Consider the following 14584-nt stretch of genomic DNA (forward strand, 5'->3'; position numbering starts at 1 on the left):
TTCAGAAGTAAAATGTTCAAATATTTAGCTTCGTTTAAATAAATGTGTCAGGCAGGCAGGTTTTTAGCAATTAATCTTTCGATATAGATCTACCAATAAAGCGATCGAAATCATATATAGTCTGAGGAATTTAAGTAATCATTTAAACATACAACCATTAAAGCAAATTAAGGTTTTTGCTTTGACTTTTGAGGTATTTATCAATAGTAAATTATTATGTTCCTACTAAAATTATTTCGACCATTAACTATACAAGAAGCTACCTACAATCCTCAATTACAAAAAGCACGTAAAAGACATAATAATTTACCCAAAACTGAACATGATAAATTTTCTTCCCTAGCCAAGAAAAATTATCAAGAAGCTCGTTTGATTGCCCAAGAAAGATATACTGAATTAGCACAAATCTTGCGTGCCAGAATTAAAGAACACTATACTTCGGCAGAAGAAGTCAAAATTAATACTATAGTGATCTGTATCATTGATATTTTGGCAAGTAAAGCTAATATTTTTCCTGATATGGAATATCAAAACGTTTGGTATACCGATCACTACGATCTAATTGAATTGTCGAGAAATATGGGCGTTGGTGATGAAACTTTACCCCATTGGGAAGAAGAATCAAACTCTTATTTTCGCTATCTAGAACTTGAAATTTCCGATTTAGTCCAGACGATCTTAGATATTGCCGAAGAAGCTTTAATCGATCCCTATCAAGCTGGTGCCGATATCAATCAATGGTTTAGATATGTCGTTCGAGAAACCTTAAAATCTCGCCGACGTTTATCTCGTTATAGCCAAAAACAAAATGAATCTCTTTGGATATCTCCTAAAACTTTAGGAATTGAAGATTGGGGACATCAATAATTAATTTTTATTTAGATAAAAAGTGTTAATAGTTGTATAAAAAGCTTTTAGCTGTTGGCTATTAGCTTTTCGCTGTTTATCGATCAAATTAAAAAACAATCCAACATTCAACCAAAAACTAAAAGATGATGTAGCATCTAAAAGAGATTTTGGGGATATGATATGGCAAAGCAAAAAGTTGGTTTACTATTCGGTGGTTGTTCGGGAGAACATGAAGTATCGATTACTTCAGCCAGAGCGATCGCATCAGCTTTACAACAAGACGAAAACAAAACTAAATACGAAGTTCTCCCCGTATACATCGACAAAAATGGTACGTGGCAATCTAGCAATTTAGCACAACAAGTATTAGAGTCGGGCGAACCCTTGTTACTAACAGAAAAAAGAAAAACCACTGTTGTCAAGGAAGATAACAATAACCTAGCGGTTACAGGTTTTTCATCCCTTACTCCCTCCGAACAAAACTTTAGCTATTCTGAAATAGATGTCTGGTTTCCTATCTTACATGGTCCTAATGGAGAAGATGGCACGGTACAAGGTTTACTTAGCCTCATGAACGTTCCCTTTGTGGGTTCTGGGGTATTGGGTTCTGCTTTAGGTATGGACAAGATTGCCATGAAAATGGCGTTTACTCAAGCAGGTTTACCCCAAGTAAAATACGTTGCAGTTAATCGATCGCAAGTCTATTCTAGCCCCTGTATCTTTCCTAAATTGTGCGATGATATTGAAGCCAAATTAGACTATCCTTGTTTTGTCAAACCAGCTAACCTTGGTTCTTCTGTTGGTATTGCCAAAGTGCGATCGCGTGGGGAATTAGAAGAGGCTTTAGATAATGCTGCCAGTTATGATCGCCGTATCGTAGTAGAAGCAGGAGTAACCGCTAGAGAAGTCGAATGTGCTGTATTGGGTAACGATAACCCCAAAGTTTCCGTAGTGGGAGAAATCACCTTCGAGAGCGACTTTTATGACTATGAAACCAAGTATACCGAAGGCGCAGCCCAATTACACATTCCTGCGGATCTCTCTCCTGATGTTGTAACTAAGATTCAAGAGATGGCAACTCAAGCATTTATCGCCGTTGACGCTGCTGGACTTTCTCGGGTTGATTTCTTTTATGTCGAAGAGACAGGAGAAGTCTTTATCAACGAAATAAATACCCTTCCTGGCTTTACCGCTACAAGTATGTATCCTCAACTTTGGGCAGCTACAGGCGTTTCTTTCCCCCAGTTAGTGGATAATCTGATTGGCTTTGCAGTAGAGCGTTATAACGAAAACAATGCCAACTAACTATTAGACCTCTTGCAATATTGGTTTTATTCGGATTTAAGATTAACTTGTCACCATAAAGTAAAACCGCAGTTAATTGATAAACAAGTAACTGCGGTTGGGTTCGTCGTCTATGAATTGCTAAAAACCAAAAACTATGTTTTTCTATTTTCTAGAAAGTAAAGGTAGTTCTTAGAACTCCAACAATAGCGTCTTCTTCGTCAGCTTCCCCACCGTTAGGATTGATGATATAAACAACCCCAGGAGTTATGGAAATGTTGTCGTTGAACTGGTATTTGTACAAACCTTCAATGTGAATGGGAGCATCTTCAGTAGCTTCCTCTTCTTCGCCATTTTCGTTGATCCGAGTAATGGATGTACCACTTACATAAGGTTCTGCACCAGCAAAGATCGCAGCCAAGTTACCCTCTTTACCAAGATCGGGGAAAGAAAGACCAACACCATAAGAAATAATTTCTGCATCTTCGCTACCTGCTGCTTCTTGAGCATCAGTAAACATCCCAAAGGCGTTGACAGCGACAAAGTCACTAAGTTGGAAAGCAGCTTCTACACCGTAAGAGTTAGCAGCAACTTTTGTACCACCGCCAAAAGGCTGAGTCGCATTAGCAGTACCTACACCCAAGTCAAAAATTTCGTTACTACCTGCACCAAATTGACCTAGAACATAAGTACCTGCAAGTTGTAGCTTGTCATCAAGGAAGCTAAACGCAATTTGTCCTAGAGCAGAATATTCTTCATTAATCAAACCACCATCATCAGCACCAATAGGGTTGAAAGAATCACCACCAAAGTAACCAGCACTGATAGTAACAGCCTCTATTGGATTGAAGTTAAAACCTACACCACCACCAGCAGATAAGCCGATTTTGTAGATGGGACTAGATTCAGCAAAACTGGAAAGAGAACCGCTTGCGCCAGTGAAAGAGTCTAAGTAAGGACTCAAAGAGGGAGCAAAATCTACCCATAAAGGAAAAGCAGCAGGTAAGTAAACATCAATTTTATCTCCGATAGGGAAATAGTAAGCTAACCAACCAATCTCGATATTATTACCATTATCAAAATTGTAGGTTAAGCCACCAGTTTCTAGTGGAGTAGGAATTTCAGTAGCCGTAGCACCTTCACCCACCTCAACAGTAGTGTTGAAACCTGCTGTAGCATTACCAGCATCAATACGAGTATATAGGGCATCTTCTCCAAAGAAACTAGATACAAATGCTAAACGTACTCTATCTTGGAAAACCAATTCATTAAAATCAGAACTGCCAAATTCGCTACTAAGACCAAAAACTACTTCACCCTCTAGTTTGGTAGTAGTAGAGAATTGACTGTCTTCCAGTACTGCGGTACGACTTTCGATTTCGTCAACGCGACCGCCAATAGTAGCTAACTCTGCTTCAAATTCTTGGGATAAGCGGTTAATCGTATCTATATCTTCAGATGATACTTGATCTTGAGAAGCAATTAAACGCTCAATTTGGTTTAGACAGGAATTCAAACCAGCAGCAAACTCATAACGAGATAGGGGTTGAGTGCCACGATAAGTTTGATTGGGAAAACCAGAAATACAACCGTAGCGGTCTACAAGAGAGCGTAGTGCTTCGTAAGCCCAATCTGTAGGGGATACGTCTCTCAATTGGTTAACATTGGTTACTTGATTGCGCGATGTTCCTTTTCCTTCTTGGCTGTAACTATTGATTTGATTGAGTAATTGACTACCATTATTGATATCTGAAACGGACTGAGCAGAAGCAGACAACTGAGATCCTATGACCAAGCTGACTGCCGCAGGAGCTACTAACAGTAGATTACGGATTAATTTTGACATTTTTCTCACACCTAAAAAAGTTTTTGGCTGGAGTATTCTATTACAAGTTTCAAATACTCACAGGCCATAACAAAGTTTAGCAACGATATCTATTTTTTTTGTATCGGAAGATACGCTTTTTCAGAATCGCAGTGTAAATTTATGGTTGTTAATATTTAAGTGAAAACCATCAATCAAATTGACACAAAGTCGCTTAAATCTAACTAGTAATCCAATTAACTAAAGTTCTGACAGGAAATCCTGTTGCTCCTTTGTTATTTACTCCATTAGCAGAATCAGCCCAAACAGGGCCAGCTACATCTAAGTGCATCCAAGGAGTGTCTTTGATAAATTGTTTGAGAAATAAAGCAGCAGTAATCGATCCACCAGGACGAGGTCCAGTATTTTTCATATCAGCAATTTGTGACTTTAGACCTTCAAAATATCTTTCTTCCATTGGCAATTGCCAGAATTTTTCTCCTGCCATTTCCGCCGCGTTTTTCATTTCTTCTGCTAGAGCTTCGTCCGTACTCCACAGACCAGCGATATCATTACCCAATGCAACAATACAAGCACCAGTCAAGGTTGCCAAGTCGACGATCGCATCTACTTCTAGAGTTTCAGCATAAACTAAAGCATCTGCCAGAGTTAATCGTCCTTCTGCATCAGTATTATTAACTTCAATAGTCTTACCATTAGAAGCCTTTAAGATATCTCCTGGGTGCATGGCATGACCGCTGATCATGTTTTCTGTAGCAGCACAGATAAAGTGAACTTCTACGTCGGGTTTTAACCTAGCGATCGCTTTGGCTGCCCCTAAAGTTGCTGCACCGCCACCCATATCCATTTTCATCGTTTCGATTCCGCTACCACTGGGTTTTAGATTCAATCCACCAGAATCAAAAGTAACGCTTTTACCCACAATAGCCAGTTTACGTTTAGCCGTACCAGAAGGTTTATAAGTTAAGTGGATAAACTTAGGAGGAATATCGGAAGCTTGGCCAACTCCTAAGTATGCGCCCATACCTTGTTGAAAGTTTTCGCAGTCTGACTGTTCGAGAATTTTTACCTCCAGACCGTACTCTTGGGCTAGTTGCTGGGCTGTTTGAGCCATTGTAACTGGGGTAACTTCGTTAGCGGGAGCGTTAACTAATTCTCGGGCTAAGATTACGCCAGATATTATAGTTTCTGCCTTGGAAATAGCTTCTTCTTGCCCTATTAGACCAATTAATTCTATTTTCTCTAATTTTGGCTGCTTATCTTCAGGTTCGGACTTAAAACGATTGTCTTGATGAAGGGCGAGAATAATTGCTTCGGTAATTGTCTGTGCGAGGGTTGCGGGAGACTCAGAAACTACGGGCAAACTAATTGCCAAAGTTTTCTCTTTAGTTGCTAAACGAGCGATCGCTGCTGCTGCACTGCGCCAAGTATCCAATTTTAAGTCTTCGGCTTTGCCTAAACCAATCAAAGCAATCTTACGGACGGGATTTTTGCCTCCAACGCGACCGACGACACTACTGCCAGATTTTCCGTCAAATTCTTCATCAGCAATTAATTCTGAAATTGTACCTGCTAATTGCTTGTCTAGTGTCGCTAAATCTCCTGATAGCTCCGTTTCACCTTCTAAGATCCCAACGGCAAGTAGATCGCCAGTCCAATCTAATAATGCGGTAGCGGTTGCTAAAATTTGCATCCTTATCTAATTTATCCTTATGTGTGAAGTAACTATATCTCAGTTTATCTATAATAGCGATCGAGTCTACAAGCCAGATTGTTTTTCGCTCTATAAATTAAAGTATTTCTACTGTTGCTTGTCTTTGGGGAGGGAGATTAGAATTTACAGAGCAAGAGTTCTATTTAATGATTGATCGTCAATATTAGAAAGTTGGGCTGTTTTTTTCAAAATTATGAATCATTCTTCGTCTCATAATTCTTTTGGGTCAAAACCTAGTGCCAAAAAACCACTCGGGCAACTTTTAGGTGAAGCGGGTTTGATTTCAGCCCAACAAATAGAACTTGCTTTACGAGACCAAATTATCAATAATCCTGAAACGAAAATTGGTGAGATTTTGGCATCTCGTGGTTGGATAAAACAAGAAACTGCCGATTTTTTTGTCGAACAATGGTACGAACTAGTAGAACAACAGCAAAAACATCCTTTAGTTTATTATTTTAGACAAGCTAGATTACTTGATGAAAATCAAATTTATCATATTTTAGAAGAACGCAAGAAAAGTACTGAAAAAATCAGATTTCATCATTTAGCAGTACAAAAAGGCTTAATCAAGAAAGAAACAGTTGATTTTTTTGTCAGAAATTTATTAGCTTCTGATAATAAGCAAAAGTTATCCGATACAGCTTCTTTTGCTAGTCCCTACGAACTATTAAAAAACTATATTCGAGGAGAAACCGATTTTCAGCGATCGCAATTGAAAAGAATTAAGCTCAATAATGTAACTCTCAAAGGAGTTAATCTAAATAACTCTAATTTAGCTGAAGCAGAATTGAAACAAGCTAATTTGAGTAATTCTTCCTTGAAACTAGTCAACTTGAGCCATGCTAATTTAGAAAAAGCGATTTTGAAAGACGTCGATTTTGAATCAGCTTCCATGGATCGAGTAAATCTTACCGATGCTCATTTAGAAGGTTCTAATTTTAAACAGGCTAATTTGACTGAAGCCGATCTTAGAGATGGTTATTTTGTTAATGCTTGTTTTTCGGGAGCAAATTTGCGTCAGGTGAAAGTTCATGGTGCTAATTTTGAAGGGGCTTCTTATAGTTCAGAAACTTCATTCGATCCTGACTTCGACCCCGCTAGTTGGGGTATGAAGTTAATTATTTAGGGTAAAAGAAGTATCTAAATCTGGTCGAAGAGCTTGAGCATCGCGCAAATAACGATGGACAATTTGGGATTGAGAAGAATAAGTATTAATTTGAATTAGAAGCCTAATACAGCGTTGTAGGCTTCCTCGAACGTGCATTTGTTGCAGATCTATTAGGGGGACATAATTCCAACCAGGACGTTTTCTGGCAACAGCAGCAGGAAAAATTGCATCAAGATCGGCAGTGGTAGTGAAAAAGACACAAACTATATCGTCTGGCTGAAATTGATTATGAGTTTCAATTTCTTCTAGTAGTTCGTTGACGGCATCTGTAATTGCCCCTGGTGTATTATTGCTCGCAGTCGTTGCCCCGCGAATGCCTCGTACTTTCCACTCCACTATTTTATTCCCCCCTAATCCTGTTTTTAATTATTCAACACCACATCATTATCAGTTAACAATTAACAATGCACAATTCACAATTATTCACTGATTGACTACTAATTTTCTAAATACTGCCAACTGTGAGTTAAGAGTTATTCAACGATCTCTTGATTAGGGTCGATACAACCATAAAGGTAAACCATTAGTTGCCAGGTCGAATTGCAAGGAGTCGATCGTCATACCGATCCCAGTTTTGGTTTGACTTCTACCAGGGATAAAGCGATTGATAAATGGTTTTGGCTCTTCTATGTTGAAACATTCGGTTTTGTCGGGGTCTAATCCTGCCAATTCTGCTGCCCAACGACGAGCATCTTCTTCTGTACCCAAACGATCTACTAAACCCAATTCGAGAGCCTGTTCTCCCGTAAATACTCGACCGTCGGCAAAGGATCTGACTACATCTTCATCTAGCCCTCGTCCTTTGGCTACAGTACCCACAAATTGACTATAGCTGACATCAATTAGCTGCTGTAAAATATCTTCTTCTTCTTTGGTTGTTTGGCGATCAAATGCCAAGATATCTTTGTAGGGGCCAGATTTGATCGTTTTAAACGATACTCCCACTTTATCTAATAAACGTTCTAAATTGTTACCCCTTAAAATGACTCCAATACTGCCCGTAATTGTGCCTGGATTGGAAACAATATGTTTTGCTCCTACACCAATATATACCCCTCCTGAAGCAGAAATATTACCAAAGCTGGCGACTACTTTAACGTCTTTATCTGACTGTAACCGTTGTAGAGCAGTAAAAATTTCGTGAGAATCTGCTACTGTCCCCCCAGGAGAATCGATCCGCAACAGTAAGGCAGGAAATTTTTTTTCTTCAATGGTTTTAAAAGCTTTAAGGACTTGTTTGCGCGTTTCTGAAGCGATCGCACCAGTGATTTCAATTCGTGCAATTTGTTTTTTGTTTTTGTTGAACGGCCAGATCATTAAATAAAGTGTCAAATATATGTAGTTATGAGTCAATTAACAAGGGCAATCAATTATTAATTATCCATTGCTGATTCCATTTTGAATTCTAACCGATCTCGATCTGGATAGATAAATCTGTCGCTCTGCAAAAAATACTTTCTGTAAATAAGGCTGATATAATAAGAAGTTCTGAGGTTAGCACCCCAACCGCCCCATTGAAATGCAATCAATATAGGAGAGTTTAAGAAAAAATGGCAAAACGCATATCCGTAGTTTTAAATCAAAGTGTTAGCAAACTGGGTAATAATGGCGATCTAGTAGATGTTGCTCCTGGTTACGCACGTAACTACCTCGTTCCTCAAGGTTTGGCAAGTTTGGCAACCAAAGGAATCATTAAACAAGTAGAAATTAGAAGAGAAAAAGAAAGACAGTTAAAACTGGCTGAGAAACAGGCAGCAGAAAACAAAAAAGTTGCTTTTAAAACTATTGGTAAGTTAAGTATCCGCAAAAAAGTCGGGGAAGAAAACTCGATCTTTGGTACTGTTACTACTCAAGAAATCGCTGATGTAATTAAAGAGCAAGCGGGTATCGAAGTAGATCGTCGCGGTATTGAAGTTCCCGATATTAGCACTACTGGAGATTATCAAGCAACAGTTAAGTTACACCCCGAAGTTGTCGCTACTGTTGAATTTCAAGTTGTACCGCTTTAAAAGAGTGAGGAATGAGGAACAAGGAAACTGTAGAATTCCTTTATCTTCATTCTTTCCCGACTGTCCACCAGGCTAAACCGTAATTTTGTACTGGTTCATTAATTTGGTGGCGATGGTAAACGCGAATTTTATAACGTCCTGTGGTGGGAATAGGACAAAAGATATGTTCTATACTGTCTTCGGGACTAGAAGAGGAGCATACATTACGCATATTGCTTTCCTCATCTATCGGTATGAGATAAACATCTAAATTATTCAAACCGCGATCGCGAAAAGTTTCCCCTTCATCGTACTTTTGATTGCGATTAAAATCATTGAGCGTTACCAAACGATCCCAAACAAGAGTTATCGCAGCATAACTTCCTCCCATCAGAGGTTTCTCTAAAAAATATTCTTGATAATTATTTGCTGATACTTGATTGTAATCCCAGCCCATCGAAGCAATAGACTTATTTTTAACTGCTTGTCCCGCACTAAATTGGCGATAAGCACGCCAGGCGTTAAGCTGTCCCGTACCCATCTGCATATCTAAAGGAACGCGGGGGTTTTGATAAGCATCAGAATCTAACCAACTATGGTTTTTTTCTCCCAATATAGTGCGCTGCATACCCAGCAAGATACCATCACCAGAGTCAACTATTTTATCAGCAGAATTGAGCAATACAGCTTTCATTACTTCATGACGACGAGAATCTAAACTCCAATCCGAATCTCGCTCTAGACTAGGATTATTCTTGCTTTCCCGCAAACGGCGATCTCCATATTCCTGCAACAGCGCTACTGCACCTGTAACGTGAGGAGCAGCAAAACTTGTCCCGCTAACCTTTTCTATCTCACCTTGTTGATTGTAAACAGCAATTTGTCCCCCAGGGGCAAGTAAACTAATAGCTCGTCTGATGCCAAAATTAATTTCTTTTTTGATAAAGCTGCGTCCGATTCCGACAGGAAGATCGCTCAAATTAGCAAAATCTACCTTATTAAAAACCCCTTTTCTTTTGGTGGTATATGCAGTCGTAATTCCATTAAAATTATCCGTAGGGATGGGAATTCCTCCTTTACCTTGATTGCCTGCAATTACATACAAAACATCATGCTTTTGTGCCGACCAGTCAATACAAGATGTTAATAAAGCCTTACCATCCAAACGAGCATTCTCTCTTTCATCTCGCTCTAGAGATTCGCCAAAACTAAAGTTAATTGCTCGGATATCTCCACTATTTTGTCGAGCAATATGCTCACTTGCCAAGCACTCTTGAGCTTGCCCTCCTTCGTTGAGAGAGCCTACTGCCGAAGCGTATAACTTTGCCATCGGAGCAATACCTTGAAGGTGCTTGTCTCTAGCAATCATGACCTCTGCAACCATGCTGGCATGGTCGTCAACATTTTTGTCAGCAACGGGGGGACTGTTACGATAAAAAACCGTATTGGGGGAAATGACTTTGAGGGAGTTAGCAGCTTTATCTTTGCCTAATTTGACAGGACGACCTACTTCTACTTGACCAATACCAATTTTTCGACCCAATAAATTATATGGTTTTAAGTGTAAGCGACGAGCATTGACACCTTGTTCGCCAATAGAATCATTCAATGCCAAAGCAGGAGAAAACGATCCCATAATAATTCCCAAATAAACCAGCAATCTTACTTTTTTATTCATAATTTAACTGCATTTTATTATCGGATTTCCTCACCTTATATCGTAATTACCGTAATTATTGTGATAAATACTTGCCAAAATGGTGTACTATAAGCTAAAAAGTATGTCAGGTTAATCTGAACTCCTTCAGGCTAAGACCCAAAAAGGTAAAGCCAAGCAGAAAGCCAGACCCTAATAAACTATTAAACCAACATATCATAGTAGGCAAAGTTGAGCGTATGACAAAGCAAGTTGCGCATCCAATGATGAAATTGCAACGCAAGGTATCTTCCTTGGTAGAATCCAACATAATCCAACCAGGCGATCGCATTGGTAAAATTGCCCTTCTTTTGGGTAATGATTGGTCGTATTGGAAAAATGAATTACTAGATTTCGATTTCACCTCTCAAGACCAAATTCAAGAGTTATTAGCTGTTGAAGATTGGGACGAAGATTAATTAATAGCTATAGCCATTTTATAATCAAACCAACAGCGATTTTAAAGACAGTTAGCCAGAGCCTCAGACAATTCTTGTGCTGTTTGATAGCGATCTCTTGGCTCTGGTTGACAAGCAATATTAAGTACCTTGCCTAAATTAGTCGGTAAATTGGGAATGCTTTCAATGTTAAATTCAAATTTATTACTTTGGTAGCGATAATATTGCATGGGTGCTTCTCCTGTTAACAGGAAAATGATGGTTGTTCCAATGCCATATATATCCGATTGAGGACAAGGTTTGCCACGATATTGCTCTGGCGCGCTGTAGCCCTCGACTCCGATGCGAGTTTCTAAAGCAGTACCTAATTCTTTAACCGCACCAAAATCTAGTAACATCAAGCGACTATCTAAGTTACGTAGCATTAGATTAGCAGGTTTTATATCTCGGTGTACCAAAGGTGGTTCTAGGTTATGAAGATATTCTACTACTTCGCAAATTTGCATCATCCATTTAATTGTTCTATCTGGGTCGGTTGCTCCCCGTTGATTGACAAACTGTTCTAAATTGTGACCATGAATTAACTCCATGACAAGATATTTGCGATCGTTCTCCACAAAGAAATCATAATATTGAGGAATGCCAGGATGTTCTAAAGATTTTAGAATTCGAGCTTCTCTTTCAAATAATTCCCTAGCTTTAGGAATACGAGCCATGTCTGCATTCATTTCTTTGAGAACCAATAGCATGGGTGCATTTTGCACCGTACGATTGCGATCCCAAGCTAGATAGGTAGTTCCCATACCTCCTCTACCGAGAGTCCGCAAAATCTGATACGAACCTACAAAATTTTCTTCTTCAACTATCGGTTGACCGCAATGTCGACAAAATATGCTTCCGTCTGGGTTATCTTGATGAACACAAGCAGTAGCAATTTCTAGAATATTAGTTTTTTCTAACTCTACTTGTTGGTTTTTGGCTAAATAAGATTCTAATTCAAACTTAAATACTGGACCATTTTCTGCCAGTCTAATTAGATCTCCGTGTTTGACAACAGCTTCTGTGACAAATTCATTGTTGAGTAACGTGCCGTTTGTCCCTCTGCTAGTTAGCTGCCACTCTTCGGATTGAACATCAATTAGAGTTAATTCTAAATGTTGACGAGAAACCTGAAAATAGCCATGGAGAACAATATCGTTATTTTGAGCGCGACCAATACGAATTAGCGAGAGATCGGAAAATTCCCACTGTTGTAGGGGGTGATTTGTTTGGGGTTCTAAGAGGGTAAAAATGACCATATTGGACAATTATCGATTAAATAAGCAAGCTAGTTATGGTCTCTAAAAATCAGGCTTTAACTTAACTCTAACTAGTATGGCAGTAATGTTGTCATGACCGTTATATTCATTGGCAAAATTTACCAAGTCAAATAGTCCCTCTTGAAGATTGGTATCAGAACTGATTAAAGGCTTGAGATATTGTTGCCAATTTTCTTCTAGGAGGTAGTTATCACAAAGACCGTCCGAACAAAGCAAGAGCAAGCAATCTTCGGTAATTTCCATAAATTGAATATCAGGTCGCACATAATTATTTTCTCGCGGTCCTAATGCCTGAGTTAGTTGATAGGCATCGGGTCTACCATAGGCGATATCTGGCTCAACACCACGATTGATTTCTCGTTGACCGACTTCATGGTCTAGGGTGAGTTGTTCTAATCCTTGTTTGCGGGTGATGCGATAAATACGACTATCTCCTACATGAGCGATCGCCATACGGGTATTGTGTAGCAAAGCCATCACCAGAGTCGTCCCCATTCTACCGCTGCCAGAACGAGAGTTATCTATATTGGTTTGATAGAGAGTTTCATTAGTTAATAATATTCCTTGTTCAATGGTTTCGCGATCTGGTAAATCTCCTTGCCATTGAGTTTTGAAATATTTTTGCAGACTTTCTACTGCCATCGCACTGGCAACTTCTCCAGCAGCGTGTCCTCCCATACCGTCACAAACTAGATATAAACCATTAACGTTTAAACTACTATCCGTATTGTTTTCCGTTTCTTCAATTACAGTTCTCATTCCAAAAAAGTCTTCGTTATGATCTCGTTGAGAACCAATATCCGTACAGCTAGCATTGTTAATACAGCGTAACTCCATGGGAATCATGGCGGTAGCTTGTTCTTCAAACTCACTACTGTAAATCATGTCATTGTCTGCTTCGTCAAAGAAGCTTTGTTCTTTGGTATTTTCTAAATCGTTATGGGGTTCGATATTGTTGGATTCGGGTTGAGGAATGTTCACGCTGTGATAATTTGAATGAATATCAAAGGACTCAATTTCGTCTTCACCAAGACCGAGATTGTGAAGCTCTAATCTTAGCTGTTCTACTTCAATAATCTCTCCCGAGATTACTCGATCTAATAATTGGTTGAGATTATCTATACAATCTAAATTAGACTCGGCAAAGCATAATTGCCAAGCAGTGACTAGATCTTTAAGATTTGGGGGATTGTCGATGGAATCCATATATAGCTGCTGAAAACAGAATGATTGATCTTCATCTATGCGTAAATTATCATTAACTAGTAAACTTTGAGCGCAGCTAATTTGATGTAAAGGCTCCCAAAGTTTTGCCATTTCATCTAGAAACCAAATAATTTGTAACAGTGGTAGTTTTTGCTGCGACCACAGTTCGGTCATTAATTTCCATTGAGATCGATCTGGTAATAAAACCACTCCTCTATCTCTCTGTTGCCAAGCATCATATATCTTGGGAATTGTTGGAGTATATTTTTCCAAAATCAGATAGGGTAAAGCGTGAGTTGGAACTCCCACCAAATTCCAGTATTGAGTCACAGATAGATATGAATTACTTAAATCTTGACTTAGTTCGGCAAATAAATCCATTTGCTGTTTTTGCAAGGTTGCTAAATGGGATTTTTGCAAGGGATATTTATCAATTACTTTTCCCTGAAGTATTGTTTTGTTGAGACTATCTGCCGTTGTTTGAAGATATGGAATAGGACTTGGCTCATCTTCTGCTTCATAGCGACTGGAAATTGTTTCGCTATTAGCCTGAATTTTAAGACCTGGTATTGCTCGATCGGGATTTTTGGTAAAAAAATCGCTTAAGTTATCAATTTCTATTTTTTTTTCTTCGGGGACAATATCATTTGTAATTTGATTTTTTTCTCTATCTTCAGATTCTTCGATAACTATTTTCTGAGCAATAACTGCCCACAAAATAGTATGGTTTACAGCATTGCAAAAACTACAAATTTTCGCTTCAATGGGAATATTTTCTCGACACTGGCAACATATTTTGTCTGTCAAAGAGATTCCACAACTTTGACAATATTTATGGTCTTCTGGATTTTCAAATTCACACTGAGGACAAATAAGCATAGTGCATTTTCCTTGAAATATAATTTTTGCCTATATTGATTCAAATGTTTTTTAGTTTTTATGTTTCAATTATTTGAGTGTGTTAGTATTTTTACTGATTACGGTTATATCGTTATTTTTAAGCGCATAGTACTGTTCTGGCTAGTTTAAAAAACAACCAGAATAGATTGACGAAATAAGTTAGTTTGAATTACATAATTAGCTAGGGTTAAAAAATAACATAATTATATTTGCAATCTTAGCTCATCGTCTTGT

Annotated in this window: 12 protein-coding genes; 5 read left to right on the forward strand and 7 right to left on the reverse strand. The window is 38.6% G+C overall.

Features of this window, described 5'->3' with window-relative positions; genetic code table 11:
* The first annotated feature begins 216 nt into the window (after positions 1-216).
* A complete protein-coding gene (locus tag I4641_RS07825) occupies positions 217-867 on the forward strand; it encodes a hypothetical protein (protein ID WP_229639925.1) in 651 nt (216 codons plus the stop codon).
* Positions 868-1029: 162 nt separating this feature from the next.
* Entirely contained in the window at positions 1030-2154 is a 1125-nt protein-coding gene (locus I4641_RS07830; RefSeq protein ID WP_229639926.1) for a D-alanine--D-alanine ligase family protein, read from the forward strand.
* Between the two features lie 151 nt (positions 2155-2305).
* Here the strand turns inward: I4641_RS07830 and I4641_RS07835 are convergent, their stop codons facing one another.
* Positions 2306-3979 carry an iron uptake porin gene (locus I4641_RS07835; RefSeq protein WP_229639927.1) on the reverse strand — a complete coding sequence of 558 codons (1674 nt, stop codon included), beginning with the start codon at positions 3977-3979 and terminating at the stop codon, positions 2306-2308.
* A gap of 199 nt (positions 3980-4178) precedes the next feature.
* On the reverse strand, positions 4179-5651 hold the full coding sequence (locus I4641_RS07840) for a leucyl aminopeptidase (protein WP_229639928.1): 1473 nt from the start codon (positions 5649-5651) through the stop codon (positions 4179-4181).
* A gap of 214 nt (positions 5652-5865) precedes the next feature.
* Here I4641_RS07840 and I4641_RS07845 point away from each other — a divergent pair, with 214 nt between their 5' ends.
* On the forward strand, positions 5866-6801 hold the full coding sequence (locus I4641_RS07845; RefSeq protein ID WP_229639929.1) for a pentapeptide repeat-containing protein: 936 nt from the start codon (positions 5866-5868) through the stop codon (positions 6799-6801).
* On the opposite strand, the gene aroH is transcribed toward I4641_RS07845, so the two are convergent.
* A complete protein-coding gene (gene aroH / locus I4641_RS07850) occupies positions 6790-7179 on the reverse strand; it encodes a chorismate mutase (RefSeq protein WP_229639930.1) in 390 nt (129 codons plus the stop codon). The genes I4641_RS07845 and aroH overlap by 12 nt on opposite strands.
* Positions 7180-7335: 156 nt before the next feature.
* A complete protein-coding gene (gene sppA, locus I4641_RS07855) occupies positions 7336-8160 on the reverse strand; it encodes a signal peptide peptidase SppA (RefSeq protein WP_229639931.1) in 825 nt (274 codons plus the stop codon).
* Between the two features lie 233 nt (positions 8161-8393).
* Here sppA and rplI point away from each other — a divergent pair, with 233 nt between their 5' ends.
* The gene (gene rplI / locus I4641_RS07860; RefSeq protein ID WP_229639932.1) at positions 8394-8852 is read left to right on the forward strand and encodes a 50S ribosomal protein L9; all 459 of its coding nucleotides are present in this window, start codon (positions 8394-8396) and stop codon (positions 8850-8852) included.
* Between the two features lie 46 nt (positions 8853-8898).
* Here the strand turns inward: rplI and I4641_RS07865 are convergent, their stop codons facing one another.
* Complete coding sequence (locus I4641_RS07865) at positions 8899-10509, reverse strand: S8 family serine peptidase (protein WP_229639933.1); 1611 nt, start codon at positions 10507-10509, stop codon at positions 8899-8901.
* A 218-nt stretch (positions 10510-10727) separates the two neighbouring features.
* Here I4641_RS07865 and I4641_RS07870 point away from each other — a divergent pair, with 218 nt between their 5' ends.
* A complete protein-coding gene (locus I4641_RS07870; RefSeq protein WP_304956524.1) occupies positions 10728-10946 on the forward strand; it encodes a DUF4327 family protein in 219 nt (72 codons plus the stop codon).
* 41 nt (positions 10947-10987) lie between these two features.
* Here I4641_RS07870 and I4641_RS07875 read toward each other — a convergent pair whose 3' ends face one another.
* Together I4641_RS07875 and I4641_RS07880 are read right to left on the reverse strand one after the other, a co-directional pair.
* Positions 10988-12223 carry an FHA domain-containing serine/threonine-protein kinase gene (locus I4641_RS07875; RefSeq protein WP_229639935.1) on the reverse strand — a complete coding sequence of 412 codons (1236 nt, stop codon included), beginning with the start codon at positions 12221-12223 and terminating at the stop codon, positions 10988-10990.
* Between the two features lie 42 nt (positions 12224-12265).
* Complete coding sequence (locus tag I4641_RS07880; protein ID WP_229639936.1) at positions 12266-14329, reverse strand: serine/threonine phosphatase; 2064 nt, start codon at positions 14327-14329, stop codon at positions 12266-12268.
* Positions 14330-14584 lie beyond the last annotated feature (255 nt).

Source organism: Waterburya agarophytonicola KI4 (assembly GCF_020640915.1).
Taxonomy (GTDB): domain Bacteria; phylum Cyanobacteriota; class Cyanobacteriia; order Cyanobacteriales; family Xenococcaceae; genus Waterburya; species Waterburya agarophytonicola.